The organism is Actinoplanes sp. NPDC051405 (assembly GCF_055586185.1).
Genome location: NZ_JBVJIR010000002.1, coordinates 536,424 through 560,807 on the forward strand (window position 1 = coordinate 536,424; position 24,384 = coordinate 560,807).

The following is a 24,384-nucleotide window of genomic DNA, read 5'->3' on the forward strand; positions in this document are numbered from 1 at the left end:
GTCTTGGAGGAAGGTACCGCCACCGGGGGCGGAGCAAGAGCGGTCATTTACCGATGACCCCGTTCATGTTGGTGACCCACTGCTGGGGGGTGACCTGGAGCTGGAACAGCTTGGCGATGTTGTCCAGCAGGGCCTCGGCCGCGGTCGGGCTCAGCGCCTGGTCCCAGGACTGGGCGAAGACCTTGGCGTTGACCGAGGTGTCGTAGACGAACTTGAGGAACTCGGCGTCCGGGGACGCGGCCAGGGTGGCCTCCGTGCCCTTGACCACCGGCACCGAACCGCCGTCGTTGATCCACGCCTTGGTCTCGGCCTCGTCGAGCACGCCGCTGGTGAAGAACTTCTTCGCGATCTCCTTCTGCTCGGCGGTGGCCTTGCTGGAGATCGAGAGGTACTGACCCGGGTTGCCGACCGTGTCGCTCGGGTCGCCCTTGCCGCCCTCGACGATCGGGAAGTTCATCCAGCCCAGGTTGCCCTTGGAGACGAAGTCACCGCCGTCGTTCTTCATGCTGCCGTAGGTCCACGCGCCGTGCAGCATCATGGCGGCCTTGCCGGTGTAGAGCAGGGCCTGGTCGGCGTTGGCGCCCGCGTCGACCGAGGAGAAGCCCTTGTTGAAGCCGTTGGCCTTCACCAGGTCCTGGAGCTTGGTCAGCATGTCCAGCACCGCCGGGTCGGACCAGGCGTCCTTCTTGCCCTCGAAGACGCTCTGGAAGACCTGCGAGCCGCCGATGCGGTCGAGCAGGAACTCCAGCCACATCATGTTGGTCCACCGGGACTTGCCGGCCAGCGAGAAGGGCGCGATCTTCTTCTCGTTGAACTTCGGAACGAGCGCCATGACCTCGCTCCAGGTCTTCGGCGGCTGCACCCCGACGTCGTTGAAAACCTTCTTGTTGTAGAACAGGATGATCGGCGCGACCGTCTCGCACGGCATGGCGTAGATCTTGCCGTTGACCGTGGCCGGGCCGAACGAGGACGGGAACAGCTTGTCCTTGATCGCGGCGTTCTGCTCGAACCACGGGGTCAGGTCCTCGACCTGGCCGGCGTCCACGTAGCTCTTCAGGCCGCCACCGCCCCAGCCCCAGATCAGCGTGGGCGCCTGGCCGGCGCCGATGGCCGTCTTGATCTTCTGCTTGTAAGCGTCGTTCTCGAACGCGGTGAACTGGATCTGGCTGTCCGGGTTGGCCTTGTTGAAGCGTTCCGCGGCGGCCTGCCGGATGCCCTCGCCGGGCTGGCCGGTGAGGAACCAGTAGCTGGCCGAGCCGGCCTTGCTCCCGGAGCTGGTGCCCGGGCCGGAACTGCCGCAGGCGGCCAGGGCGGCGCCGGCGCCGGCGGCGGCCGTCAGGCTGAGGAAGGTGCGACGGGATATCGGACTGCGTTCCACGCTGGTCTCCGTACTCGTGAGCCGCAGGCTCGCGGCGAGTCGAACATCTGAGGGAGAGGCCGCCGAACTCGGATCCAGGTTCTGGAACTTTCGATCGACAACCGCAAGTTACCGAGAGATTTCGTTAACGTAGGATTTCATGATTGGCGTGTCAAGGCCCTTGAAAGACTCGTGCTTTAGGCGCGAGAGTGGACCCACTGCAGCACTGTCAGGCCCGATCTCCCCCCGTCGAAGGTCACGGTAAGGTCGCGGTCCGGTCTCGTCGACAGTCCGAAAGTTTCGGCACGCCTGCACCCCCGTCCTGCTCGTAAGGAGAACCATCGTGACGACACCTGACTGGCACGACCAGACCCGTGGCGTGGCTGACCGGGTCAGCTCGCTGCTGGCGCACATGACCCTCGAGGAGAAGGTCGCGCAGCTGGGCAGCCGGTGGGTCAGCAACGACATGGAGCACGACGAGGAGCCGGCCGACGAGACCGGGACGGGGACCAACCTCAACGTAGCCCCCATGCAGGACGTGTTCGCCGCCTCCGGCTCGGTTTCCCTGGAGGACGCCAGCAAGCACGGCCTGGGTCACCTCACCCGGGTCTACGGCGGTATCCCGCTCACCGTGACCGAGGGCGCGGCCGAGGTCGTCCGCCAGCAGCGCATCGTGATCGAGGACAGCCGCCTGGGCATCCCCGCGCTGGTGCACGAGGAGTGCCTGACCGGCTTCACCACCTACGGCGCGACGGTCTACCCCGCCGCGATCGCCTGGGGCGCGACCTTCGACCCGGACCTGGTGGAGCGGATGGCCGCGGCGATCGGCCGGGACATGGCCGCGGTCGGCGTGCACCAGGGGCTGTCCCCCGTGCTCGACGTCGTCCGCGACTACCGCTGGGGCCGCGTCGAGGAGACCATGGGCGAGGACCCGTACCTGGTCTCGATGCTCGGCGCCGGGTATGTGCGGGGCCTGCAGAGCGCCGGGATCATCGCCACCCTCAAGCACTTCGCCGGCTACTCGGCCGCGCGGGCCGCCCGCAACCACGGGCCGGTGCCGATGGGCCGGCGCGAGCTGATGGACGTGATCCTGCCCAGCTTCGAGACGGCCATCCGGGTGGGCCGGGCCGGCTCGGTGATGAACTCGTACTCCGACGTGGACGGCGTACCGGCCGCTGCGGACTCCTGGCTGCTCACCGACCTGCTGCGGGACGAGTGGGGCTTCACCGGCACGGTGGTCTCCGACTACTGGGCCGTACCGTTCCTCGCCACCATGCACAAGGTCGCCGCCGACACCGGCGAGGCCGGCGCCCAGGCCCTCGCCGCGGGCATCGACGTCGAGCTGCCCGACACCCTCGGCTTCGGCGCCGATCTGGTCGAGCGGGTGCGCGCCGGCGAGGTGCCCGAGGAACTGGTGGACCGGGCCGCCCGGCGTCTGCTGACCCACAAGGTCGAGCTCGGCCTGCTCGACCCGGACTGGACGCCCGAGGCCTCGGTGGCCCGCGCGGCCGGCACCGACCTGGACTCCCCGGCCAACCGGGCGCTGGCCCGGGAGGTGGCCGAGCGCTCGATCGTGCTGCTGGACGCCGGCACCGCGCTGCCGCTGCTCGACGGCAACCGGGCCGCTCCGACCCGGATCGCCGTGGTCGGGCCCTGCGCCGACGACCCGCGCACCTTCATGGGCTGCTACGCGTTCCCCAACCACGTGCTGCCCCGCCACCCGGAGCTGGGCCTGGGCATCGACGTGCCGACGGTGGTGGACGCGCTGCGCGCCGAGCTGCCCGGCACCGAGATCGTCCACGAGCGCGGCAGCCAGGTGCAGGGCACCGACCGGTCCGGCTTCGCCGCCGCCGTCGCCACCGCCCGCGACTCGGACCTGTGCGTGGCCGTCGTCGGAGACCTCGCCGGCCTGTTCGGCAACGGCTCGTCGGGCGAGGGCTGCGACGCCGAGGACCTGCGCCTGCCCGGCGTGCAGGCCGACCTGCTGGCCGAGCTGCTGGACACCGGTACGCCGGTCGTCGTGGTCGTGGTCTCCGGCCGCCCGTACGCGCTGGGCGACGTGCACGGTCGCGCCGCCGGCCTGGTGCAGGCGTTCATGCCGGGCCAGGAGGCGGGCGGGGCCATCGCCGGCATCCTCAGCGGCCGGATCCAGCCCGGCGGCAAGCTGCCGGTGCAGATCCCCCGGCACCCGGGCGGCCAGCCCGGCACCTACCTGCAGCCGCCGCTCGGCGCCGACCGGACCAACATCAGCAACCTCGACCCGACGCCGCTGTTCCCGTTCGGCTACGGCTCGTCGTACACCACCTTCGAGCTGGACGACCTGCGGATCAGCGCGAGCGAGGTGCCCACCGACGGGGAGTTCACCGTGACGGTCCGGGTCTGCAACACCGGCGAGCGCACCGGCGAGGAGGTCGTCCAGCTCTACCTGCACGACACCGTGGCCCAGGTGACCCGTCCGGTCAAGCAGCTCACCGGCTTCGCCCGGGTGTCACTGGAGCCGCACACCGACGCCCTGGTCCGTTTCCAGGTGCACGCCGACCGGACCGCGTTCACGGGCCGCGACCTGCGGCGCATCGTGGAGCCGGGCGACATCGAGGTCATGGTGGGCACGTCCGCCGAGGACCTGCCGTGCCGGGGCACGGTCCGGCTGACCGGCCCGCTGCGGGTGGTCGGCGCCGACCGCCGGCTGGTCACCCCGGTCGACGTGATGCCGACCAAGGACGCCGAACTGCCGGTCGCGAGCTAGCCGACGTCGCGAGCCCGCCGCTCCCCCAGGAGACGGCGGGCCGGCAGCTGTCAGCCGGCCGGCAGCCGCGGCCGGGAGTAGGAGCCGACGATCGCCCCGTCGCGGGACTCGATCCCGGTGAAGCCCGTGGTGCCGGCGGTGAAGTGGTAGAACCGCAGCACCGTGCCGTCCGGGTCGGGCACGTCCAGGATGGTGCCCGCCGGGGTGTCGTACGGCTCGGCGTGGCGGATGCCGTACCGCTCGCACCGGGCGATGATCTCGTCGAGGACCGCCCGCGTCGCCGGGGTGAACGCGAACACGTCGAAGCCGTCCAGGCTCGGTGTGCCGGCGCAGACGGTCCGGTCCCGCAGCGCGATGCAGAAGCGCTCCCGCGGGTCGATCAGCCCGGCGCCGCGCAGCACGCCGTCCTCCACGAACTCGGAGAACAGCCGCAGGTCGAGCAGCCGGCAGTACCAGGCGACGCTGCGGGCCAGGTCGGTGACGGGCAGTTTCACCTGGGTGATCCGGTCGAGTCCGGTGATGCCCCGCAGGGCCGGTTCGGTGGTAACAGTCATGGCTCGACGCTAGGAGCTCCTTGCCGGACAATCCATGTGTGGAAGTCCGCCGGACCACAGTGTTCGTCCGAGGGGGCCGGGTCGATGGATCTGCTCAGTTCGGTGCTGCGGGAGCTGCGGTTCTCCAGCGCCGCGTACCGGTGGCTGGAGCTCGGCACCCCGTTCAGCGTGGACTTCGACCGGGCCGGCCTGCGCGGCGTGCACATCATCGCCGAGGGCCGGTGCGAGCTGGTGCTGCGGGACGGCACCGTCCGAGGGCTGACCGCCGGCGATGTCGTGATCCTGCCCCGCGGTGACTCCCACCTGCTGCGCTCGGCGCCGTCCACCGTGGCCGTCTCCGGCTACGACGTGGCCGTCCGCTCCCCGGAGCCACGGCTGACGCTCGGCGGCACGGGCGAGCGGACCGTCGTGGTCTGCGGGGCGTTCGTCATCGGCGAACCGGACCACCCCGCGCTGCGCGGCCTGCCCGCCGTCATCCAGCTGCCGGGCAGCGACGGCCGCCCGCCGGCGTGGGTCGCGGCGCTCGTGGAGGCGTTGCAGGCCGAGGCCTTCGACGGCGGGCCGGGCAGCGAGCTGGTCATGGCCCGGCTCTCCGACGCGCTGCTGATCCGGGCCCTGCGGCACCACAGCGGCACCGTCGGCCAGCAGGGGTGGCTGGCCGGGCTGGGCGATCCGTGCGTCGCGGCGGCCCTGGAAGCCATCCACAGTGACCTCGCGCACCCGTGGACCCTGCCCTCGCTGGCTGCCACGGCCGGGCTGTCCCGCGCGGCCTTCGCGGCCCGGTTCACCGAGCGGGTGGGCCGGCCCGCCATGCGGTACCTGCTGGCGCTGCGGATGCAACGGGCCCGCACACTGCTGGGCGACGAACGGGCCACTGTGGCAGCGGTCGCCGGTCAGGTCGGCTACGGCTCGGACGTGGCCTTCGCCGCCGCCTTCAAGCGGGAGGTCGGCATGTCTCCGGGCGCCTACCGCCGCCGGGGTCAGAACGCCGTCGCGTAGACCCGGACCGGGTCACCGTCACGGGAGAGCGTGTCGCGCTCGAAGGCGAGGCCGATCTTCTCCGCGACGCGCTGGGACGGCACGTTGCCGGGGTGGATGATCGCGATCAGCCGCTGCACCCCCAGCACGTCGCGGGCGTACGCGTGACAGGCGGCGGCCGCCTCGGTCGCGTACCCGTGGCCCTGCAGCTCCGCCCGCACGTGGTAGCCGACCTCGACGTCCGTCACGCCGTCGATCTCCTGCGGCGTCAGGCCGCAGTCACCGACGAACTCCCCGGTGGCCCGCAGCCGGACCACCCACATGCCGAAACCCTCGGTCCCGTAGAGGCGCTGGTTCCAGGTGATCCAGTCCCGGGCGCCGTCGCGGTCGCGGGCCTGTGGGTAGTACTGCATGACGACCGGGTCGCCGAGCAGGGCGGCCATGTCGTCGAGGTCGCCGGGAGTCATCGGGTGGAACTCCAGGCGGTCGGTGGCGTCCGGTGGCTTCATGACGGCTCCGGTGGCAGGTCGAGGGCGGTCGGATCGAGCTTAGCCAGCCGGTCGGGATCGCCCAGGACATCGATCGCCAGCACCCGGCCGGCCGCCACGGTGAAGGCCATGACCGAGAACAGCCGGCCGTTCACCACGACCACCACCCCGGCCGCGCCGTTGACCAGGGCCGGGCGCACGAACGGCGCGAGCCGGCGGGCGGTGAAGGCCTGGCCCGCCACGGTCGAGGCGCCGCGCAGCACCACGTTGAGCCGCGGACGGGTGGGACCGGCGTCGGAGCGCAGCACCACGTCCGGAGCGAGGACCGCGACGAGCGCCTCGAAGTCGCCGGCCCGGGAAGCGGCGAAGAACGCGTCCACCACCTGACGCTGCCGGGCCGGGTCCGGATCCGGCGCCGGGGCCTCACCGCGCAGCCGGCGCCGGGCGCGGCTGGCGAGCTGCCTGGTGTCCGCCGGGGACCGGTCGATGATCGTGGCCACGTCCTCGAACGGCACGGCGAACATGTCGTGCAGGACGTAGGCGAGCCGTTCGGCCGGGGTCAGCGTGTCGAGCACCACCTGCAACGCCAGCCCGACCGCGTCCGCCAGCAGCGCCTGGTGCTCGGGGTCGGCGACGTCGGCCCGGCTCAGGACCGGGTCGCGAGAAACCATGTCCGCGCCCATTCTGCTCACCGGCGGCACCGGCACGCTGGGCCGCCTCGTCCTGCCGCTGCTGCACAAGGCCGGGCACTCCGTGCGGGTACTGAGCCGGCACCCGCGGGAGACCACCGCGGGCACCGAATACCGCCTCGGCGACCTGGCCACCGGCGCGGGCGTCGACGCCGCCGTGGACGGGGTCACCACGATCCTGCACTGCGCGGGCAGCGCCAAGGGCGACGAGCAGAAGGCCTGGACCCTGGTACGCGCGGCGCGACGGGCCGGCGCACCGCACCTGGTCTTCATCTCGGTCGTCGGGCCGACCGGGTGCCGGTGGTCAGCGCGGCCGACCGGGGGCGATGTTCGGCTACTTCGCGGCCAAGCGCGCGGCTGAGGAGGTCGTGGGCGGCTCGGGGTTGCGCTGGACCACACTGCGGGCGACCCCGTTCCACGACCTGACCCTGCTGGCGGCCCGGCAACTGGCCCGGCTCCCCCTGGTCCCGGTGCCGGCCGGCGTCCGCTTCCAGCCGGTGGACGCCGGTGAGGTGGCGGCCCGGCTCGTCGAGCTGGCCCTGGGCGAGCCGGCCGGGCTGGTGCCGGACCTGGCCGGGCCCCGGATCCACCCGATGGCCGACCTGGTCCGCGGTTACCTGCGGGCGACCGGCCGGCGCCGGCCCATCGTGGCGGTGCCGGCGGTCGGCGGGGCGTACCGGGCGATCCGGGCCGGCGCCAACCTCGCCCCGGACCGGGCCGTGGGCCTGCGCACGTGGGAGCAGTTCCTGGCCGACACCGTGCGCTGAGCGGGCGCGCCGTCAGCCGGACACGACGGTGCCCCGCTCGTCGACCACCACCTTGCTCCAGTACTCGTCCCACTTGTCGCCGACGTGCTCGGGCACCTTGCCCTCCGGGTAACGCACGTAGCCCGCCGGCGGCTCCTGGCCCTCGGGCACACAGTCCTGGCCGGTGGTCGTGCCCACAGCCTTGACGGGATAGTCGCCGGAGCCGCAGATCGCGTCCGCGAACGTGCAGCCCCCGGCCGACAGGGTGGTGGCGAGCATCAGGACCGTCAATGTCTTCCGCATGCCCGTCAGTCTTTCCGGCTGCGGCCGTCCGGGAAATCCGTACGCGTACTCAGCTGAACTGACCGATGACCTCGCTCGCGAAACGCAGCATCGGCTCGTGGTCGTACGCCACCCGGGGCACGTAGACGATCACGTAGTCGGCGCCGGCCTCGGCGATCCGTTCCAGCCGGCCGATCGTCTCGGCGACGGGCTCGTCGAGCTTGAGCTCGAAGCCGGTCGACTTGATGATCCGATCGTAGTCGCGGCCCAGGTCGTCGCAGTGCCCGCGCAGCACGCCGAGCTTGTGCCGGATGAGCTCCGGGTCGCCGCCGCCCACGTTGCAGGCGTCGGCGTACTGGGCGACCAGCTTGAGCGTGACCTTCTCGCCACCGCCGCCCAGCCAGAACGACGGGTGCGGCTTGCGGACCCCCTTGGGCTCGTTGATCGGCTGGTCGATCGAGTAGTGCCGGCCGGTGAAGACGGGCCGCTCCTCGGTCCACATCTTGTGCACGATCTCGACGGCCTCGCGGAACTCGCCCATCCGCTGCGGCACCTCGCGCCACGGGTAGCCGTACGCCTTCCACTCGTGCTCGTACCAGCCGGCGCCGAGCCCGGCGTAGAGCCGGCCGTGGCTGGCCACGTCCACGGTGGAGGCGATCTTGGCGTAGAGGGAGGGCTGGCGGTAGCCGTTGCAGCCGACCATCTGGCCGATGTTGATCCGGCTGGTGTCGCGGGCCAGCGTCGAGGTGACCGTCCAGCACTCGAACGTCGTGTTGATGGTCGGCTCGGGCACGGTGTGGAAGTGGTCGTACACCCACACCGAGTCCCACGGGCCGGCGTCGGCCGCCTTGGCCACCGCGGTCATCGCCTCGTACTGCTCGACCGGGTCGGCGATCTCGACCAGGTCCATCTTCCAGCCCTGCGGGACGAACACTCCGAAACGCACGCTCATACCGGCAACGTACCCGATCTTGAGGGCGGCTCAGCCGCGTCCCCGGCTCAGGTGGGCGACGGTCACGGCGAACTCGCTGCCGGCCGGGCAGTGCCCGGCGACCACCGGCACGTCGGCGCCGCTGCCCAGCTCCCGCAGCGTGGGCAGCATCGCGACGCGCAGGCCGAGGCGCAGGGCCGCGACCGTCAAAGCGCCCGCGCTGCTCAGCGCGCCGGGCATGGTCCGCAGGGCGGCGCCGTGGGCGGGCTCGCGCAGCCCGAACGCCCACCAGCCGGCCGCGGTGGTGGGACCGAGCACCGCGTCGAACTCGCTCAGCAGCTCGGCGGCGTCGGCCAGCAGAGCGACGCTGAGCTGGGGCACCTGGGGCGCCACGAGCAGCGCCCCGGTACCGGGCTGATCGGCTCGGGGCGCGAAGGCGTAGGCGAGCGGTCCGATCTCGATCGGCCAGCCCGGCATCGCGCGCACGGCCCGCATCGTGTCGGCGGTGGCCGCGGCGGCGATCATCGCGGCCTGCACCGCGGTCCAGGGCCGGTCCAGCCGGGACGCGGGCCCGCAGAGATCGGAGACCACCTGCACGCTGCACTGCCGCGGCACCGGGAGCCGTCGCGGCCGGCACGGGTGGACCCGGCCGCCGACGGGTCGCCGCCCGACCACCGACGTGTCCCGGGTCCGCCGGGACGGCCGGCCGGCGTACGGCGCACTAGGTCGAGTCATCACCCATCCATTCGACAGCCCTGGACGGCAGCGGACGCCGCGCCCATCTGCACAGTGGCGGACCTGACCGGGAAGGTTGCCGCGTTCGGCCAACTTTCTTCAGCGAAGGGATGCATTGACACGTCCCGATCGGTCGGCGAGGCTGGGCCCGCACCCCACCGGGCCGGTGGCGGGCGGGAGCCGTGGGCAGCTCCCGCCGTACCCCTGAAGACCCATGCCCTTTTCCCCGGGCCTTTTTCTCACGGAGTGCTGAGCCCTCATGTCCTCTTCGCTACGAATCCGCATCCTGATCAGCGGTCTCGTCGGGATCGTCGTGGCCACCATGGCCGCGGTCGTCCTCCCGGCCGGGCCCGCCGCCGCGCACGGCAACGTCACCGGGCCGGCGTCCCGCAACTACGGCTGTTACGAACGCTGGGGCAGCAAGTTCCAGGACCCGGCCATGGCCACCGCCGACCCGATGTGCTGGCAGGCCTGGCAGGCCGACCCGAACACCATGTGGAACTGGAACGGCCTCTTCCGCGAGGGTGTCGCCGGCAACCACCAGGCCGCCATCCCCGACGGTCAGCTGTGCAGCGGCGGGCGCACCCAGGGCGGCCGCTACAACTCGCTGGACGTCGTCGGTGACTGGACGCCCACCTCGGTCGGCAACAACTTCAACGTACGGCTGCTCGACGGCGCCAGCCACGGCGCCGACTACATCCGGGTGTACGTCACCAAGCCCGGTTTCAACCCGGTCACCACCGCACTGAAATGGTCCGATCTGGAGCTGGTCAGCCAGATCGGCAACACCCCGGCCGCCCGGTGGAACGCGGTCACCGGCGGCGTGCAGATCGACCTGCCGGTGGCGCTGTCCGGGCGCACCGGGCGGGCCATGGTCTACACCATCTGGCAGGCGAGCCACGCGGACCAGTCGTACTACTTCTGCAGTGACGTGGCCTTCGGCGGCACCAGCACGCCGCCGCCGACCACCCCGCCGGCCAGCACCCCGCCCGTCTCCCCGTCGGCCACGGCGGCGCCCACCACCCCGGCCCCGCCGGCGACCGGTGCCTGCTCGGCCACGTACGCCGTGAGCTCCTCGTGGCAGGGCGGCTACCAGGGCGAGGTCAAGGTGACCGCCGGCACCGCGGCCGTCAAGGGCTGGACCGTCACGCTGGCGTACCCCGGTGCCCAGACGATCCAGCAGGGTTGGAATGCCACCGTCTCGGCCAGTGGCAGCACGGTGACCGCCACGAATGCCGGATACAACGGCGCATTGGCGGCCGGCGCGAGTACGACCTTCGGATTCATCGCCTCGGGGTCCAGTGCCGTCCCGGCGGCAACTTGTCGCGCCACAGTCTGAGCAATTCCTTAAGGTTCTTCCACCCGACCCGGAAGACAGTTACAGTAATCGATGGGAGCGCTCCCAACCCTATCCTCCCGTCCCCCTGGAGGTGACCCGGCAAGACCATTCACTGGCCCGGCTCCCGCACCGAACATGAACCGTCCGAAAGCGAAACTGGACGGGGGATGAGGCGCCCTCCTCATCCCCCGTTTCGCGTTGTCCCGCTTATTTTCCGCACGACGAAGGCCCGCGCCGGCGTCCCTTCCGCCGCGGGCCCTCGTGCTTGTCCGGCCGCAGTCCTCAGCCGGTGACCACCGGGTTCCACCCGTCGGTTCCGGCCAGGTACTTCTGGGCCGTGTAGTTCGCTGCGGCGGCGTCACTGAGCTGCGGCCGGTTGCTGTTCACCGTCGCGCCGGCGCCGGTGTTGCGGTACTCCGACAGGCGCGCGTCCCGCCACGAGAAGCCGCTCATGTCGGTCCACGGCTGGGCCGTCCGGATGTGCGCGCCCAGCGACGAATTCCGGATCAGCACCTGCGGATCGGCCGAGGTGTCACCACCGGGATGCCAGGGCCGGCCGAGATACACCGTGCCGGCGGCCGCGTCACTCGTCAGCCGGGAATTGACGATCAATATGCCGTAGGTACGCGCACCCGGCGTCGCCGAGGCGGTCACATAGCCGTTGTTCGACTGATTGCGCGTCGACGAGAAGATCTCGCAGTTGTCGAAGACCGAAGTGCCGCTGCCGTAGATGAAATCGACGTCACCCTCGACATAGCTCTTGAAGAAGTACGCCCGCACCGCGCCGTGCACCAGCAGGGTGTCCTGATCACCGATCAGCCGCAGGTTGCGGAACTTCGCCCGGTCGGCCTTGACGTAGAGCGCCAGTGCCTGGGAGGCACCGTTGGCACTCTCGTTGTAGTCGTTGCGGACCGTCAGGTGGCGCATCTCGATGTCCTTGGCCCCGAGCAGCACCGTGGCGCTGCCCTCGGTCCCGTCGGTGTTCTGCGGCCGGCTGGCCGTGATGACGACATCGGTGGCGACGCCCGTGGCACCGGTGAAGACGATGTTCGGCTTGTTCGACGGCACCACCACCCGGCCGGCGTAGGTGCCCTTCTTGATGGTGATCGTGGCGGTGCTCGAGTTGCCGGCCGGGACCAGGTCGACGGCGGCCTGCACAGTGCGCACCGTGCCGGAGCCGTCGGCCGCCACGGTGATCGCCAGAGCGGCCTGCGCACTCATGACGCCGGCCAGGGTGCCGGTCAGCGTGGCCAGCCCGGCCAGGCCGGTCGCGAGCAGCTTGCGAGGGATCATGGGAGCTCCTGTCGGGGGTGGACACCGGAGTGCCCGGCCTCCCCGGAAGCGGGAGGCCGGGCACGCACCGGGTCAGAGCGAGATGCGACCCGCGCCGGCGTTGCCGGTCACGATGGACTTCACACTGCTGGCGGCGTCGGCCGTGTAGCCGTACGGGATGGCCTTGACGCTGCCGCCGGTCTGGCCGGAGCCCGACGAGACGAGCAGGTTGCCCCGGGCGACCAGCGTGCCCGGACCGGAGTCGCCCTCACCCAGGTGGAACGGGTCCGAGACACCCTCGAAGGAGTTGTTCTCGACCAGCACGCCGGCACCCTCGGTCGAGGCCACGCCGTAGCCGCTGTTGTTGCGGTAGTAGTTGTTGTAGACGTGCACCGGGTTGCCGAAGCGCACCCGGGGGTGCCGCTGGGTCGACGCGTCGAACCAGTTGTGGTGGTAGGTCACCCGCAGGTGGCCGGTGTCCTGCGAGGCGTTGTCGTCGCTGTGGCCCAGCAGCATCGACTTGTCGTGGTTGTGGACCCGGTTCCACGACACCGTGACGAAGTCGGAGCCGCGCTTGATGTCGACCGCACCGTCGTAGCCGTTGGTGAAGGTGTTGTGGTCGACCCAGATGTTGGTGGCCGAGGTCTGCACGTTGATCGCGTCGTCGTCCCAGTCCCGGAACGTGATGTTGCGGATGATCACGTTGCGATCGCCGTTGATGTTCAGGCCGCAGCCCGCGATCGTGGCGCCGGCGTTGCCGATGATGGTCTTGTTGGACCGCACCCGCAGCATGCCGGAGCACGAGATCGTCCCGGAGACGCGGATGACCGCGGCCGAGCTGGAGCCCAGCGCCGTGGTCAGCGCCGAGGCGCTGGTCACCGTGGTGGTCGCGGCGCTGCCACCGCCGGTGGTGCCGCCGTTCTGGGTGGCCCAGCCGACCAGGTCGGTGATGGCGGCCAGGGTGCTCGGCGGGGCGGTGGCCGCGGTGTTCTCCGCGGCGGAGGCGGCGCCGGTCATGGTGATACCGGCGGTGACGAGGGCGAGAGCGGCTGCGCCGGCGGTTGAGCCGAGCACGAGCTGGCGCACGTTGCTGCGCATGGTTTCTCCTTGACGCTCGGTGAGGTGCCGCGCGATGGATCGCGGCGAGTGAGGAACGGATGAGGTGCCGTCCGGAACGGCACGAGCGGGCCGCCGGCCGGATCGCCGGGGCCTCACACTGCTGCAGCTGATACTGGCTCCCGCGCCCGCTTTGCCCGAAGCAAGCGCTTACCTGTACCAGAACAACACAGACGAACGTCAATGTGAAGGCATAGGTGTTTGCAGGTTGTTTGCAGACATTCGGCTCAGTACACGTACGGCCGGCCCGCCGAGCCGGGACGCGCCGTTGTCCGCGTAGTAGTGACAGACCAGCACGTCACTGTCGATCGCGTTGTGGTCGTTGCCGCTGCTGGCCTCGATCATCAGGCCCTGGTTCGTCCACGACCCGGACGCCTCGGTGGTGCTGGTCGCCAGGAAGATCGCCGAACGGATTCCCGGGCATGGGACCTCCCTGATCAGACAATGACATCAATCGATGCCGTGTCGCAGTGTGAACGGTAACAAACTGCGCCGTCAAGGTGTCCCGGCTGTTTCCGGCAGATGAGGTCAGTCCGCCGCCGAGCGGGCGCAGCGGCGCAACTCCTCGAGCACGCATTGCGCCGCCGGGGTCGACTCGACCGACGTCTGGACCACGGCGTGGATCGAGCGTCGTACCGCCGGCGCGGTGACCGGCACCGCGACCAGGCCGGCCGGCAGGTTGGCGGCGCCGAGGCGCGGCAGCACCGTGACGCCGATGCCGGCCGCGACGAAGGCCAGCGCGGTCGGATAGTCGTGCGCCTCCACCCGGAACGGCGGGGTGAAACCGGCCGACCGGCAGGCGTCGATGAGGTTCTCCCGGCACCAGCCGCGGGCGAAGTCGTTGTCGATCCAGCGCTCCCCCGCCAGCCGCGCCAGCTCCACCGCCTCGGCGCCGGCCAGTGGGTGCCCCGGCGGCACGACCACCACGTACGGGTCGTCCAGCAGGTGATGCACGCGGGTGTCCCGGCTGCCCGCGAAGTCCGGCGGCGCCACCAGCAGCTGGATGTCGACGCGCTTGGCGGCCCCGGCGGCGAAGTCGTCGCGCAGCTCCAGATCGAGCCGGATGTCCGGGAAGCGGCGCAGCAGCGTACGGGCCACGGCGGGCAGCCAGGCGGCACCGACCGACGGGAAGTAGGCCACGGACAGCGAGCCGGTGCGCCCGTCGCGCAGATCGGCCACGAAGGCCTCGACGTCGCCGAGCCGGCTCAGCGCCCCGTCGATCTGCTCGGCCAGCGCGAGTCCGACCGAGGTGGGCTCGATCCCCCGGCCGCTGCGGGCCAGCAGGACCAGGCCGGTCTCCCGCTGCAGGGCGGTGACGTGCTGACTCACCGCCGACGGGGTGTAGCCGAGATTCGCCGCGGCGGCGTTGACCGAGCCGCTCGCCACCACGGCCCGGAAGATGCGCAGTCGGTGCAGGTCCAGCATGGTGGTCACCGTACAGCAGAGCTTAACGGTGCGGTAGGAACACTTGCTTGTGCTTAATCGGGTGGCCCGGCCAGATTGGGGTGATGCGCACTCCCAGCCTGCCTCTGCTCGCCACCGCCGTCACGATGATCCTCTGGGCCTCGGCCTTCATCGTCATCCGTTCCGTCGGCGGTCACTACACTCCGGGCGCGATGGCGCTGGGCCGGCTCGCCGCCGGCTCCGCGGCGCTGAGCCTGGTCGCCGCGATGCGGCCCCGGCGCCTCCCCCGCGGGCGTCCGCTGCTGCTGGTCATCGGGTACGGCGTGCTGTGGTTCGGCCTGTACGCGGTGGTGCTGAACGCGGCCGAGCACCACCTCGACGCCGGCACGACGGCCCTGGTGGTCAACGTCGGCCCGATCCTGATCGCCGTGCTGGCCGGCGTCTACCTCAAGGAGGGCTTCCCCCGCGGCCTGGTCACCGGCCTGGTGATCGCCTTCTCCGGCGTCGTCACGATCGCCGTCGCCACCTCGACCGGCCGGCACGACGCGATCGGCGTCCTGCCGGCTCTCGGCGCCGCTGCCCTGTACGCCGTCGGAGTCCTGCTGCAGAAGCAGTCCCTGCGCGACGTGGACCCGTTCACCGCGACCTGGCTCGGCTGCCTGGCGGGCACCGTGGCCTGTCTGCCGTTCGCCGGAGACCTGCTCACCCAGCTCGGGGACGCGCCGCGCAACGCCACGCTCGGCGTCGTCTATCTCGGCCTGTTCCCCACCGCGATCGCCTTCGCGACCTGGGCGTACGCGCTCAACCGGATGAGCGCGGGCGGGCTGAGCTCGTCGTCCTACCTGGTCCCGGGCATCGCGGTGCTGCTGTCCTGGCTGTTCCTCGGCGAGGTGCCCGCCCCGCTGGCGTTCCTCGGCGGAGCGCTGTGCCTGGCCGGGGTCGCGGTGACCCGGCTGCCACAGTCGGCACTGTTGCACATTCTTGGCAACAAGTCTGGACCGAGGGCTCCTCGGTAAGTAGCGTGACGGGCATGACTCATTACCTCACCGAGGTGGCGGACGCGTGGCAGGAGAGCTGGGACCGGCAGCAGGAGGCGTACCTGCCGGACCGGGAACACCGGATCACGGTGATGCTCGACGCCGTCGAGGCGGTGACCCCGCACGGCCGGCCCGAGGTCCTCGACCTGGCCGGCGGCACGGGCACGATCGCGCTGCGCACCCTCGCCCGCTTCCCGCAGGCGCGGGTCACCGTGGTGGATCAGGACCCCGTGCTGCTGGCCCTGGCCGAGGCATCCCTCGACGGCCAGGCCCAGATCATCGCCGCGGATCTCAATCAGCCGTCCTGGACCGAGGCACTGCCGCATCGGCACTACGACGCTGTGCTCACCGCGACGGCGCTGCACTGGCTCACGCCGGACCGGCTGACCGTGCTCTACGCCGAGGTGCACGACGTGCTGCGCGCCGGCGGCATCTTCGCCAACGCCGACCACATGCCCGACGAAGGGCTGCCGGAGCTGACGAAGCAGCTGCTCACCAGGGCGGACAGCCGCCGCGAGGTCCGCTATGCGACCGGTGCGGCGCTGTCCTGGCGGGACTGGTGGCTGCGTGTGGCAGCCGACCCGCGGCTGGCCCCGCTGCACGCCGAACGGGAGAAGGTCTATCCCACCGCGCACGGCAGTTCGGAATGGACCCCGCCGGCCGGCTGGCACCTGACGGCGCTGCGGACGGCGGGCTTCACCGAGGCCGGACTGCTCTGGCGCGGTGGTGCGGACGCCACGGTCACCGCCGTGGCGTGACGGGGCGGATCAGCCGCTGCGGCGGTTGCCGTACTGGCGGGGGCTCTGCACCGAGCCGCGGCCGACCGGCTGCTGACCCTTGCTGAAGACCTCGCCACCGCCGCCGGAGCCCTTCTTGCCCTTGGCCCGGCGCTCGGCCCGGTTGGCGAAGACCTCCACCTCGGGCTCCTGCTCGGCGGACTCGCCGGTGGTGGCTTCCTCCCGTCCGACCACCCCGCCGCCACCCTTTGCAGGACTGAAGGCTGAATCGGCGTTCGACTCGGACATCGTGACTCCCTGAGCTGACGGCGGCCGCGTGGATCGGCACCGACCCGGGCGACGCGGCGGCCGACCGCCAAACGGTATCGCAGAACCTCGCGGCGCCGGCGCCCGATCCACCCCGCCGCGCGGGACGTCGTCAGGAGGCGCCGCCCGAGCGGATGCTCGCGCGGATCCAGCCGGCGATGTTGTCGGTCCGGGCGCTGTTCTCCACCGCGGTGTGCGGGCAGCTCGGGCCGTTGCTGACCACCGAGACCAGCACCGGGCGGGCCTTGCCACGCTCCAGGAAGAACGGGGCCCCGGAGTCGTACGGGCACGGTGTGGTGTCGGGCTGGGGGGCGTACCCCTGCAGGCCGGTCACCGAATCGCTCAGCGAGACCACCGTCATCTGCCCGGTCCGGAGCCGGGTCACCGGCGCCGGGCTCACGCTCGTGGTGGAGCCGTAGCCGGTGACCCGGACGACGGCGCCGATCTCCGGGGCCCGGTGCCCGATGCGCAGCGGCCGCACGTCGCGGACCGGCTTCTCCAGCCGGGCCAGCGAGACGTCCGCGGTCGGTGACTGGATCACCGCGACGACCTTGAGCTCATGGCCGCCGGTGCCGGTCAGGTCCGTGCGGCCCACCGTCGCGGTGGTCAGGTCGGCGACCGGGTAGTTGACCCGCACGTTGTTGGCGTCCCGGAAGCAGTGCCCGGCGGTGATCACCCATTGCGGCGCGATGAGGGCACCGGAGCAGGCGCTGTTGCGACGTCCGCCGCTCGCGGTGGGGATGCCGGTCATGGTCAGCTTGACCGAGAACCGGTACTTGCCGTCCGGCACAGGCTCGCCGTTGGCGATCGCGGTCGCGGCGCCGCCGGTGCTCAGCAGCAGGCTCAGCGCGGCCACGGGAGCGAGCAGGGCACCGACAAAGATCGATCTCGTCCGTCGCATCCGGCCAACCTAGCGGCCGGCTCCCGCCGGGTGAACCCCGCACGCGTACGGATGTCCGACAGCGCCCGTCCGCACCGGGCCCGCCGGTGCGTCCGTGCAAAGTCGACTCAGCGGGTGGTGGCGGTGCGCAGCGAGAGGGCCTGGAGAAAGACCGCGCCGATCTGGGCCGGGTCCTCGGCGACGAAGACACCCCCGCCGGTCACCTGGGTGATCCGCTCCAGCGGCGCCTCGTCCACCGCGTCGCCGACCCCGACCACGATGACCTGGACCGGCTTGTCCGCACTCTTCGCCTCGTCCAGCTGGGTGAGCAACTGCTCGAGCTTGATGTCGCCGGCCTTCTGCCCCGGGTCGGCGCCGTCGGTCATCACCAGCACGGAGTTGACCCGGCCGGCCTGCCAGCCGTTCTGCACCTCGCGGTAGCCGTCGAGGATCGTGCGGTAGAGCCCGGCGTCGCCGCCGGCGGGCTTGATGCCACTCAGCGCCGCGGCGACGTCGTCGCGGTTGTCGGTCAGCGGTCCGATCGGCTCCAGCTCACGGTGGTTGCCGGGGCCCGCACCGGCGGCGAACAGCCAGAGCCCGACCTGCCAGTCGTCGCTGAACAGACCCAGGCCGCCGCGGGCGGCCGCGAGGGTCACCTGCATCCGGCTGGCGTTGCGGGCGGTGGGCACCGGGGTACGCATGCTGTCCGAGGCATCCACGATGGCCAGTATCCGGGCCGGCGCCACCACGGCCGACCAGCCGGCCAGCGCGCGGTCGATGGTCGCGCCGTCGATGGTCGACGCCGCGGCCTCACCGCTGCCGGGCGCCGGGGACGGGCCGATCCGCTTGGGCGCGCCGTCCGGGCTGACGAAACCGCCCGGGGTGCTGCCGTCCGGCAGGCGCAGGCCCGCCACGGCGAGAGCGTCGCGGAAGCCGGAGCTCTTGCTCAGGGTCTCGTAGAGCTGGTGCGCGGCCTCGGCCCGGGACTGGTCCAGCTCCGGCATGACCGTGAACGGATAGTCCAGCGGCGCCGCCGCCGGTTCGAGATACAGCGCGGTCAGGTCGACCGGCGGCTTACCGGCGTTGTACGTGACGACGTCACTCTCCGACATGGCAGCCAGTCCCAGCCCACCGGCCAGCGAACCCTCGTCGTCGCCCTGGGGCAGCTGGGCCATCAGGTCGTCACGCAGCACCGAGGTGTCGGTCGCCAGCGCGCGGAGCAGGCCGTTGGAGGTGCCCGGGCGGCGCTGGTCCAGCGTCGTCGCGGTGCTGCTCAGCACGAGCAGGCCGGACAGCGCGGCGGCGTCCCGGGCCGGGTCGACCGTGCCGGCCCGGAAGTTGGTACTGGTGGTGATCTGCCCGACCAGATCGGCGTAGCTGAGCTTCTTGCCCGGCCAGCCGAGGCCCTTGGCGACCGGCTCCGGCATCGCCATGACCACGGGGCTCATCGCGAGCGAGCCCTCCTCGGTGAAGGCGAACCGCGGCGCGGCCGCACGCAGCCGCTGCAACCAGGTGCGCGAGTCGGCGATCCAGACGTCCGGCGGGGTCACGCCGGCCCGCGGCGCCCCGGCACCGGTGAGCGAGACCTTCTGCTGCGCGCCGATCACGGCGGCGACATCGGCCGGATCCGCGGCGCGGACGTCGACGACCACACAGGTCCCCTCGACGTCAGCCTGACCGGCGACCCAGCTCGCCGCGGACTGCTGCACGGCGGCGGCGATCTCCGGCGCGGCGGACACGGACAACCGCACCTGACCGCTGCACTCCCCGCCCCCGAACTGGCCCACGGCGATCCGCGCGCCCGCCACCACCGCCACCACAGCCAGGATGGTGAGCACGGCTGTACCCGCGCGGAGTCGCAAACGTCGTCGATGGCGGCCTGTCACGTAGCCATCATCGACAAGAACACCTTCTGCCGCTAGGCCTGGATGGCACGGATATGGCCGAGACAATCCGTTTAAGGGGGCAAGGCGGTCCGGAAAACGCGGGGCGCGCGGCATATGCGGCTTTTAGAGGGGCGTTCACGGAAGCAACGGGACGAGTGGACACGATCAGTACGATCACCGCCATGTTGCGCAGCGACCACGCCCTGGCCCGCACCGTCGACGCGTACCGGACGGCCGAGTTCGCCACCCTGACCCCCGGCGGCACCCCGATCGCCTGGCCCACCGCCGTCCTGCGCGGCGACGACGGCACCCTGCTGGTGACCACGTCACTGGCCTTCCCGCAGAAGGCACTGAACGTACGCCGCGACGGCCGGGTGGCGCTGCTGCTCTCGGACCCGACCGGCAGCGGCCTGACGGACCCGCCGCAGATCCTGATCCGCGGCACGGCAACCTGCCCGGAAAAGATCCACACGGTCCCGGAGGGCGAACTCGGCCGGCTGTGGGAGTTGCTGTTCGAACGGCAGCCGGGAGCGCGCGCCTATTTGAACGTGGCGGCCCGCCGGTTCACCGACTGGTACTTCATGCGGCTGCTGATCACGGTGACACCGACGCAGATCACGACGGCACCCCGCCCGGCGGCCGGGCCGGGCATCACCGACGGCCCGCTGCTGGGCGCTCACGCGCTGAAGGGGTACGGCACCGCGGTGCTGGCCGCGACGGACAGCGAGGGGGCGCCGGTGCTGCGCCGAACCACGATCACCAGCACGGCGGACGGGTACGGGGTGGCGCTGGACGAGGACGCGGGGGCGACGGCGGGGCCGGCGAGCCTGCTGGTGCACCGGCACGACGAGAAGCTGGCTGGGCTGCACAATGCTGTGGTCCGGGGGCGATTGGCGCGTACCGGGGTGGGGTGGGTACTGGCACCGGAGAGGGTGATCGAGCCGGTCGGGCGGGGGCCGCGTGACATGGTGCGGACGGTGCAGAGCTGCCGGGCCGCGACCAAGCGCTACCTGGACCGGCGTGGATTGGCGCGGCCGGTCATCCCGTGGGCCGACTATCGGAAGCTGGCCGGTAAGCGCTAGATCCGCGCTCCTCGATCAGATCCTCGGCCGCCGCGTAGGTCTTCCACCACTTGTCGCGGCGGTGCTTGACCAGCACGCCACCGAAGCGGGACATCAGCAGCCAGTTGCCGTTCAGGACGAAGGCCGCGTCCTCCGGGCCGGTCTGCAGCAGCCGCCGGACGATCAGCATCATGGCGCCCACCGCGCGGTCGGGGTCGGCGTCCTTGTCCAGGCGGAACGTCACCGCGACGTACGCGGCGGGCTCCCACTCCCACATGCCGGTGTCCGTTTCGGCGTCGAAGTAGCCGTTCTGCCCGGCCCGGACGGTGACCTCGAACCCGTACCGCTCAGAGAGGTCCGCCGCCAGCAACTGCGGCGTTCCGGTCGGCCGCTCGTCCTGCCCGGGCAGCGCCCGCTGCGCGATCAGCACCGGGGGCGTGGTCCCGGCCAGGGTCAGCCGGTATTCAGTCGCCATGTTTCACGCTCTCAGCCGTCTTCCGGGTTCGGGGTGATCTGGACAATGTCTCCCTCGGGCGTGATGACCTTGACCTCTTTGAGGTTCTCGATCGGCCAGTCCTGGAACTGCCGCCGGAGGTCGGCGACGTTGCCCCGCCAGTCTTCCAGGTTCACCACCACGCGCTGTGTCTGCTCATCCTTGATCTTCGTCTCGACCTCGCTCCAGATTCCGCGCACGCCCTTGTGCTGCGACGGCGAGTAGCAGTCGAAGACGCGGCCCTCGAGCAGGTAATCGGGTTTCGACGTGAGCCGGCCCGAGTCGCCGGTGTCCTGCCGGGCCCGGGCCACCTCGTCGGCAGTGGGATTCTGCTGGATCTGGTGGCCCCGGTCGGCCAGGATCACGGCGCCCGAGTTCTCCCGTTCCAAGGAACGGCGCACTTCGTCGTCCTCGTTCGGCCGGATGCGCGTCGGCTCTCCCTGCGGGGTGCCACCCGGGCTGCCGGACGGGGACGTGATCGGATCGCGCGGCCCCGTTCCCGATCCCGGGCCCCGACCGGTGCCGCCGCTCGGGCGGCCCAACTGCGCCTCCGCCGAGACCGTCTCCTGAGCCGCGGCGATGCTCTCGTTCCCGCCCCCATGCCGACGCCCCGGCCGCCCACCCGGCGGCGAACCGTCATCGCCGTCCCCGTTCCTTCCCCCGCGCGCCACGCCGTCCCGCCTACCCCTGCACCAGGCGGGTCAGGTTGGTCAGGCTGGTCACCAGCGCCGTCGTGTAGCTGAGGATGCGGCCGGCCCATTTGACCACCGCGGCGGTGATCTGGGCGGCGATCACCGGGATGGTCACCACGAAGATGGCTTCGGCCGCCCACACGATGACCCGGGCCACCAGATCGGCGATCAGGTCCCGGACGATGTCGCGGGTGAGGCGGACCAGGTTGCCGGCAGCTTCGGTCGCCGCCGCCATCGCGGCGGCCACCGCGCTCAGTCCGCCGATGGCGGCCACGTTGTGGCCCATCATGCCCGCGTACGCGGTGGCGGCCCGGCCGTTCCAGTCGGGCAGGTCGCCCTTGAGGTACGAGCTGAGCTCCGCCGCCGTGTCGCTGAGCTCGGCCGCGATGTTGTCCCAGGTGGCGGCGTGCGCGGCGACCACGTCCGGCATGCCGGCGAGCTGGTCGAGCATGTCCTGCAGCGGCTCGAAGTATTCCATCGCCCAGCCCAGGCCGGTGGCGAGCAGCGCGCTGAACGGGTCGATCGCGGTGGCCACCACCTCGGTCCCGAACGCCGCGCCGGCCAGCAGGTCGTCGACCCAGCCGTCGCTGCGGATCGCGGCGACCAGGCCTTCGACGTTCTCCGCCAGCGACATCCCGGTCCACGGCTGACGGGTCGAGGACACATCGGCGATCAGCGAGTGGTCGCTCATCGTCCCGGCCGTTCGGCGGCCTTGCGGACCGTCTCAGCGGCGGACGCGTCGGTGTCCTCGTAGGCCGCGGCGACCTCGGCGAGCGCGTCGGCGGCCAGCGCGAGGTTCTCCGCCACGTACGCGACCAGGCCGTCCTGCCGCTGGTGGCGTCCTTCCAGCACCGGCGGCAGCCAGCCGCAGAGCAGGCCGTAGGCCGCGCCGTCCTGGGCGATAGCGGCGCTGGCGGACCTGACCGCCTCGAACCGGGACCGCACCGCTTCGAGGTGGGCGATGTGCCGGCGGAGCTGGGCCGCGTCGACGGTGAGCTCGTCGGTCACGGCGTGCTCAGCCGTTCGCCGATCTGGGCGGCGATCGCCCGGGCGGCCGGCGATTCCGTGCCGATGGTTTCCGCGACGATCTCCTGGGCCCGGCCGGCGATCCGGCCCTTGGCCTGCCGGACCGTGGTCATGATCGCTTCGGCGACCCGTTCCGGCTCCAGCTGCTGGATCCCCCGGTTCAGCCGCAGATCCACCAGCGCACCCTGGGCGTCGACGGTCACCTCGACCGTCCCGCTGTCGTCGGTGGCGGTGACCCGGAGCCGGTCGAGCTGCGCGCTCATCGCCCTGGTGTCCGTGGCGAGCTGGTCGATCCGGTCCTTCCAGGCTGCCAGCCGGTCCAGGGCCGCACCCGGTTCCAGGATGGGATCGTTGTCCCACGCTTCGGCGTTCATGGCCACCCCCGTGTCGACCCGTGTCGATGGGTCACGGTAGCGATCCGGTGCCACGTCGGCGTTTCCGGGAAATACCACTTATCGGGGGATTGCCGGGCATAGGCTTCTCGTGTTTCGCGTCGGACTGATTTGTCGCACCGAGAGGGCCGGTTGATGCTGGGGAGACGGGCGCTCGTCGCCGTGCTGCTGGTGCTGGCGGTTTCCGGGTGCGGAGGGGACGACGGGGACGACATCGCCGCCGCGCCGGACCGGGGCAGTGTCGGTATCGCCATGCCGACCAAGAAGAGTGAGCGGTGGATCGCCGACGGGGACAACCTCGCGCGCCAGTTCACGCTGCTCGGCTACCGGCCCGACGTGCAGTACGCCGACGACGACGTCAAGGCCCAGGTCGCCCAGCTGGAGGCGATGGTCGCGCGGGGTGACAAGGCACTGGTCATCGCCGCCATCGACGGCACCGCGCTCAAGGATGTGCTCGGGCGGGCCGCGGCCGCGAAGATCCCGGTGATCGCCTACGACCGGCTGATCCGGGACAGCGCCGACCTCAGCTACTACGCGACCTTCGACAACTTCAAGGTCGGGGTGCTGCAGGGCACCGCGATCCTCGACGGGCTCAAGGGCAAGGGGCCGTTCAACGTCGAGCTGTTCGCCGGGTCCGCGGACGACAACAACGCCACGTTCTTCTTCAACGGCGCCATGAGTGTGCTGCGACCACAGATCGACTCCGGCCGGCTGGTGGTGCGCAGCGGCGAGACTGCTTTCGCCAAGGTCGCCACGCTGCGCTGGGACGGTGCGGTCGCCAAGAAGCGGATGGCCCGGCTGCTCGGCGAGCACTACCGGTCCGCGCGGGTCGATGCCGTGCTCTCGCCGTACGACGGGCTGAGCCGGGGCATTCTCGACGCGCTCGGGGCCGCGGGGTACGGCGGCGCGAAGAAGGTGCCGGTCATCACGGGGCAGGACGCCGAGCTCGACTCCGTGAAGCTGATCGCCACCGGCAAGCAGACCGAGACTGTCTACAAGGACACCCGGGAGCTGGCCAAGGTAACGGTGCAGATGACCAACTCGCTGCTCACCGGCGGGCGCCCGGAGGTCAACGACACCGAGCAGTACAACAACGGGGTCAAGGTCATCCCCACGTTCCTGCTGCAGCCGGTCAACGTCGACAAGTCCAACTACCGGCGCGTCCTGGTCGACAGCGGTTACTACACCGCCGCCGAGGTCACCGCCTGATGCCGCCGCACCCGCGAGGAGAGTCGTC

Annotated in this window: 28 protein-coding genes; 9 read left to right on the plus strand and 19 right to left on the minus strand. The window is 71.4% G+C overall.

Translation table 11 applies throughout. From position 1 onward, the window contains the following. Window positions 1–43: 43 nt before the first annotated feature. Window positions 44–1,378: an extracellular solute-binding protein gene (locus tag ACZ6S4_RS06905; RefSeq protein ID WP_465473981.1), complete on the minus strand. Its 1,335-nt coding sequence runs from the start codon at window positions 1,376–1,378 to the stop codon at window positions 44–46. 322 nt (window positions 1,379–1,700) lie between these two features. On the opposite strand from ACZ6S4_RS06905, the gene ACZ6S4_RS06910 reads away from it, so the two are divergent. After that, window positions 1,701–4,103 (plus strand): glycoside hydrolase family 3 N-terminal domain-containing protein, encoded by a 2,403-nt coding sequence (locus ACZ6S4_RS06910; RefSeq protein WP_465473982.1) that lies wholly within the window; start codon window positions 1,701–1,703, stop codon window positions 4,101–4,103. 50 nt (window positions 4,104–4,153) lie between these two features. Here ACZ6S4_RS06910 and ACZ6S4_RS06915 read toward each other — a convergent pair whose 3' ends face one another. After that, window positions 4,154–4,657 (minus strand): VOC family protein, encoded by a 504-nt coding sequence (locus ACZ6S4_RS06915; protein WP_465473983.1) that lies wholly within the window; start codon window positions 4,655–4,657, stop codon window positions 4,154–4,156. An 84-nt stretch (window positions 4,658–4,741) separates the two neighbouring features. Here ACZ6S4_RS06915 and ACZ6S4_RS06920 point away from each other — a divergent pair, with 84 nt between their 5' ends. Next, a complete protein-coding gene (locus ACZ6S4_RS06920) occupies window positions 4,742–5,656 on the plus strand; it encodes a cupin domain-containing protein (RefSeq protein ID WP_465473984.1) in 915 nt (304 codons plus the stop codon). Here the strand turns inward: ACZ6S4_RS06920 and ACZ6S4_RS06925 are convergent. Continuing rightward, window positions 5,638–6,144, minus strand: coding sequence for a GNAT family N-acetyltransferase (locus tag ACZ6S4_RS06925; protein ID WP_465473985.1), 507 nt, complete (start codon window positions 6,142–6,144; stop codon window positions 5,638–5,640). The genes ACZ6S4_RS06920 and ACZ6S4_RS06925 overlap by 19 nt on opposite strands. After that, on the minus strand, window positions 6,141–6,794 hold the full coding sequence (locus ACZ6S4_RS06930; RefSeq protein WP_465473986.1) for a sigma factor-like helix-turn-helix DNA-binding protein: 654 nt from the start codon (window positions 6,792–6,794) through the stop codon (window positions 6,141–6,143). Before ACZ6S4_RS06930 ends, ACZ6S4_RS06925 begins: the two co-directional genes overlap by 4 nt. On the opposite strand from ACZ6S4_RS06930, the gene ACZ6S4_RS06935 reads away from it, so the two are divergent. Beyond that, entirely contained in the window at window positions 6,793–7,173 is a 381-nt protein-coding gene (locus ACZ6S4_RS06935) for an SDR family oxidoreductase (protein ID WP_465473987.1), read from the plus strand. The genes ACZ6S4_RS06930 and ACZ6S4_RS06935 overlap by 2 nt on opposite strands. Further along, a complete protein-coding gene (locus ACZ6S4_RS06940) occupies window positions 7,139–7,579 on the plus strand; it encodes an SDR family oxidoreductase (protein WP_465473988.1) in 441 nt (146 codons plus the stop codon). The genes ACZ6S4_RS06935 and ACZ6S4_RS06940 overlap by 35 nt, the downstream gene beginning before the upstream one ends. 12 nt (window positions 7,580–7,591) lie before the next feature. On the opposite strand, the gene ACZ6S4_RS06945 is transcribed toward ACZ6S4_RS06940, so the two are convergent. The 3 genes from ACZ6S4_RS06945 to ACZ6S4_RS06955 are packed head-to-tail and all read right to left on the minus strand — an operon-like array spanning window position 7,592 to window position 9,506. After that, complete coding sequence (locus tag ACZ6S4_RS06945; protein ID WP_465473989.1) at window positions 7,592–7,861, minus strand: SCO0607 family lipoprotein; 270 nt, start codon at window positions 7,859–7,861, stop codon at window positions 7,592–7,594. Between the two features lie 49 nt (window positions 7,862–7,910). After that, complete coding sequence (locus ACZ6S4_RS06950) at window positions 7,911–8,792, minus strand: LLM class F420-dependent oxidoreductase (RefSeq protein WP_465473990.1); 882 nt, start codon at window positions 8,790–8,792, stop codon at window positions 7,911–7,913. Window positions 8,793–8,822: 30 nt separating this feature from the next. Further along, window positions 8,823–9,506, minus strand: a complete 684-nt coding sequence (locus ACZ6S4_RS06955; RefSeq protein WP_465473991.1) for a DUF2064 domain-containing protein — start codon at window positions 9,504–9,506, stop codon at window positions 8,823–8,825. Window positions 9,507–9,765: 259 nt separating this feature from the next. On the opposite strand from ACZ6S4_RS06955, the gene ACZ6S4_RS06960 reads away from it, so the two are divergent. Further along, on the plus strand, window positions 9,766–10,845 hold the full coding sequence (locus tag ACZ6S4_RS06960; RefSeq protein WP_465473992.1) for a lytic polysaccharide monooxygenase auxiliary activity family 9 protein: 1,080 nt from the start codon (window positions 9,766–9,768) through the stop codon (window positions 10,843–10,845). Window positions 10,846–11,127: 282 nt separating this feature from the next. On the opposite strand, the gene ACZ6S4_RS06965 is transcribed toward ACZ6S4_RS06960, so the two are convergent. From ACZ6S4_RS06965 to ACZ6S4_RS06980, 4 genes are all read right to left on the minus strand, one after another. Continuing rightward, entirely contained in the window at window positions 11,128–12,138 is a 1,011-nt protein-coding gene (locus tag ACZ6S4_RS06965; RefSeq protein ID WP_465473993.1) for a pectinesterase family protein, read from the minus strand. 72 nt (window positions 12,139–12,210) lie between these two features. Beyond that, on the minus strand, window positions 12,211–13,215 hold the full coding sequence (locus ACZ6S4_RS06970) for a pectate lyase family protein (RefSeq protein ID WP_465473994.1): 1,005 nt from the start codon (window positions 13,213–13,215) through the stop codon (window positions 12,211–12,213). Window positions 13,216–13,413: 198 nt separating this feature from the next. Further along, window positions 13,414–13,578 carry a hypothetical protein gene (locus ACZ6S4_RS06975; RefSeq protein ID WP_465473995.1) on the minus strand — a complete coding sequence of 55 codons (165 nt, stop codon included), beginning with the start codon at window positions 13,576–13,578 and terminating at the stop codon, window positions 13,414–13,416. A gap of 183 nt (window positions 13,579–13,761) precedes the next feature. Beyond that, a complete protein-coding gene (locus tag ACZ6S4_RS06980) occupies window positions 13,762–14,658 on the minus strand; it encodes a LysR family transcriptional regulator (RefSeq protein WP_465473996.1) in 897 nt (298 codons plus the stop codon). An 83-nt stretch (window positions 14,659–14,741) separates the two neighbouring features. On the opposite strand from ACZ6S4_RS06980, the gene ACZ6S4_RS06985 reads away from it, so the two are divergent. Continuing rightward, complete coding sequence (locus ACZ6S4_RS06985) at window positions 14,742–15,653, plus strand: DMT family transporter (protein WP_465473997.1); 912 nt, start codon at window positions 14,742–14,744, stop codon at window positions 15,651–15,653. Between the two features lie 14 nt (window positions 15,654–15,667). Then, window positions 15,668–16,432 (plus strand): class I SAM-dependent methyltransferase, encoded by a 765-nt coding sequence (locus ACZ6S4_RS06990; RefSeq protein WP_465473998.1) that lies wholly within the window; start codon window positions 15,668–15,670, stop codon window positions 16,430–16,432. Between the two features lie 9 nt (window positions 16,433–16,441). Here ACZ6S4_RS06990 and ACZ6S4_RS06995 read toward each other — a convergent pair whose 3' ends face one another. The 3 genes from ACZ6S4_RS06995 to ACZ6S4_RS07005 all read right to left on the minus strand — a co-directional run bounded on the left by ACZ6S4_RS06995 (window position 16,442) and on the right by ACZ6S4_RS07005 (window position 19,435). Further along, window positions 16,442–16,699, minus strand: coding sequence for a hypothetical protein (locus tag ACZ6S4_RS06995; protein WP_465473999.1), 258 nt, complete (start codon window positions 16,697–16,699; stop codon window positions 16,442–16,444). A 130-nt stretch (window positions 16,700–16,829) separates the two neighbouring features. Next, the gene (locus tag ACZ6S4_RS07000) at window positions 16,830–17,618 is read right to left on the minus strand and encodes a S1 family peptidase (RefSeq protein WP_465474000.1); all 789 of its coding nucleotides are present in this window, start codon (window positions 17,616–17,618) and stop codon (window positions 16,830–16,832) included. 107 nt (window positions 17,619–17,725) lie between these two features. Beyond that, entirely contained in the window at window positions 17,726–19,435 is a 1,710-nt protein-coding gene (locus ACZ6S4_RS07005; RefSeq protein WP_465474001.1) for a substrate-binding domain-containing protein, read from the minus strand. A 230-nt stretch (window positions 19,436–19,665) separates the two neighbouring features. Here ACZ6S4_RS07005 and ACZ6S4_RS07010 point away from each other — a divergent pair, with 230 nt between their 5' ends. Beyond that, window positions 19,666–20,565 carry a pyridoxamine 5'-phosphate oxidase family protein gene (locus ACZ6S4_RS07010; protein ID WP_465474002.1) on the plus strand — a complete coding sequence of 300 codons (900 nt, stop codon included), beginning with the start codon at window positions 19,666–19,668 and terminating at the stop codon, window positions 20,563–20,565. Here the strand turns inward: ACZ6S4_RS07010 and ACZ6S4_RS07015 are convergent. From ACZ6S4_RS07015 to ACZ6S4_RS07035, 5 genes are all read right to left on the minus strand, one after another. Next, complete coding sequence (locus ACZ6S4_RS07015; RefSeq protein WP_465474003.1) at window positions 20,522–21,019, minus strand: SitI3 family protein; 498 nt, start codon at window positions 21,017–21,019, stop codon at window positions 20,522–20,524. The two genes, ACZ6S4_RS07010 and ACZ6S4_RS07015, sit on opposite strands and share 44 nt — an antisense overlap. A gap of 11 nt (window positions 21,020–21,030) precedes the next feature. Continuing rightward, entirely contained in the window at window positions 21,031–21,579 is a 549-nt protein-coding gene (locus ACZ6S4_RS07020; RefSeq protein ID WP_465474004.1) for a CdiA C-terminal domain-containing protein, read from the minus strand. A 139-nt stretch (window positions 21,580–21,718) separates the two neighbouring features. Further along, a complete protein-coding gene (locus ACZ6S4_RS07025; RefSeq protein WP_465474005.1) occupies window positions 21,719–22,420 on the minus strand; it encodes a hypothetical protein in 702 nt (233 codons plus the stop codon). After that, complete coding sequence (locus ACZ6S4_RS07030; RefSeq protein WP_465474006.1) at window positions 22,417–22,737, minus strand: type VII secretion target; 321 nt, start codon at window positions 22,735–22,737, stop codon at window positions 22,417–22,419. Before ACZ6S4_RS07030 ends, ACZ6S4_RS07025 begins: the two co-directional genes overlap by 4 nt. Beyond that, window positions 22,734–23,129, minus strand: coding sequence for a YbaB/EbfC family nucleoid-associated protein (locus ACZ6S4_RS07035; RefSeq protein ID WP_465474007.1), 396 nt, complete (start codon window positions 23,127–23,129; stop codon window positions 22,734–22,736). Before ACZ6S4_RS07035 ends, ACZ6S4_RS07030 begins: the two co-directional genes overlap by 4 nt. A 153-nt stretch (window positions 23,130–23,282) precedes the next feature. Between ACZ6S4_RS07035 and chvE the strand changes: the two genes are divergently transcribed. Further along, entirely contained in the window at window positions 23,283–24,356 is a 1,074-nt protein-coding gene (chvE, locus tag ACZ6S4_RS07040; protein WP_465474008.1) for a multiple monosaccharide ABC transporter substrate-binding protein, read from the plus strand. Window positions 24,357–24,384 lie beyond the last annotated feature (28 nt).

Bases quoted from the DNA above. Each gene is read 5' to 3' on its own strand.
- ACZ6S4_RS06915 (WP_465473983.1), bottom strand. From the start codon at position 4,657: ATGACTGTTACCACCGAACCGGCCCTGCGGGGCATCACCGGACTCGAC.
- ACZ6S4_RS06920 (WP_465473984.1), top strand. From the start codon at position 4,742: ATGGATCTGCTCAGTTCGGTGCTGCGGGAGCTGCGGTTCTCCAGCGCC.
- ACZ6S4_RS06925 (WP_465473985.1), bottom strand. From the start codon at position 6,144: ATGAAGCCACCGGACGCCACCGACCGCCTGGAGTTCCACCCGATGACT.
- ACZ6S4_RS06935 (WP_465473987.1), top strand. From the start codon at position 6,793: ATGTCCGCGCCCATTCTGCTCACCGGCGGCACCGGCACGCTGGGCCGC.
- ACZ6S4_RS06930 (WP_465473986.1), bottom strand. From the start codon at position 6,794: ATGGTTTCTCGCGACCCGGTCCTGAGCCGGGCCGACGTCGCCGACCCC.
- ACZ6S4_RS06940 (WP_465473988.1), top strand. From the start codon at position 7,139: ATGTTCGGCTACTTCGCGGCCAAGCGCGCGGCTGAGGAGGTCGTGGGC.
- ACZ6S4_RS06945 (WP_465473989.1), bottom strand. From the start codon at position 7,861: ATGCGGAAGACATTGACGGTCCTGATGCTCGCCACCACCCTGTCGGCC.
- ACZ6S4_RS06950 (WP_465473990.1), bottom strand. From the start codon at position 8,792: ATGAGCGTGCGTTTCGGAGTGTTCGTCCCGCAGGGCTGGAAGATGGAC.
- ACZ6S4_RS06955 (WP_465473991.1), bottom strand. From the start codon at position 9,506: ATGACTCGACCTAGTGCGCCGTACGCCGGCCGGCCGTCCCGGCGGACC.
- ACZ6S4_RS06960 (WP_465473992.1), top strand. From the start codon at position 9,766: ATGTCCTCTTCGCTACGAATCCGCATCCTGATCAGCGGTCTCGTCGGG.
- ACZ6S4_RS06965 (WP_465473993.1), bottom strand. From the start codon at position 12,138: ATGATCCCTCGCAAGCTGCTCGCGACCGGCCTGGCCGGGCTGGCCACG.
- ACZ6S4_RS06970 (WP_465473994.1), bottom strand. From the start codon at position 13,215: ATGCGCAGCAACGTGCGCCAGCTCGTGCTCGGCTCAACCGCCGGCGCA.
- ACZ6S4_RS06975 (WP_465473995.1), bottom strand. From the start codon at position 13,578: ATGATCGAGGCCAGCAGCGGCAACGACCACAACGCGATCGACAGTGAC.
- ACZ6S4_RS06980 (WP_465473996.1), bottom strand. From the start codon at position 14,658: ATGCTGGACCTGCACCGACTGCGCATCTTCCGGGCCGTGGTGGCGAGC.
- ACZ6S4_RS06985 (WP_465473997.1), top strand. From the start codon at position 14,742: ATGCGCACTCCCAGCCTGCCTCTGCTCGCCACCGCCGTCACGATGATC.
- ACZ6S4_RS06990 (WP_465473998.1), top strand. From the start codon at position 15,668: ATGACTCATTACCTCACCGAGGTGGCGGACGCGTGGCAGGAGAGCTGG.
- ACZ6S4_RS06995 (WP_465473999.1), bottom strand. From the start codon at position 16,699: ATGTCCGAGTCGAACGCCGATTCAGCCTTCAGTCCTGCAAAGGGTGGC.
- ACZ6S4_RS07000 (WP_465474000.1), bottom strand. From the start codon at position 17,618: ATGCGACGGACGAGATCGATCTTTGTCGGTGCCCTGCTCGCTCCCGTG.
- ACZ6S4_RS07010 (WP_465474002.1), top strand. From the start codon at position 19,666: ATGTTGCGCAGCGACCACGCCCTGGCCCGCACCGTCGACGCGTACCGG.
- ACZ6S4_RS07015 (WP_465474003.1), bottom strand. From the start codon at position 21,019: ATGGCGACTGAATACCGGCTGACCCTGGCCGGGACCACGCCCCCGGTG.
- ACZ6S4_RS07025 (WP_465474005.1), bottom strand. From the start codon at position 22,420: ATGAGCGACCACTCGCTGATCGCCGATGTGTCCTCGACCCGTCAGCCG.
- ACZ6S4_RS07035 (WP_465474007.1), bottom strand. From the start codon at position 23,129: ATGAACGCCGAAGCGTGGGACAACGATCCCATCCTGGAACCGGGTGCG.
- chvE (WP_465474008.1), top strand. From the start codon at position 23,283: ATGCTGGGGAGACGGGCGCTCGTCGCCGTGCTGCTGGTGCTGGCGGTT.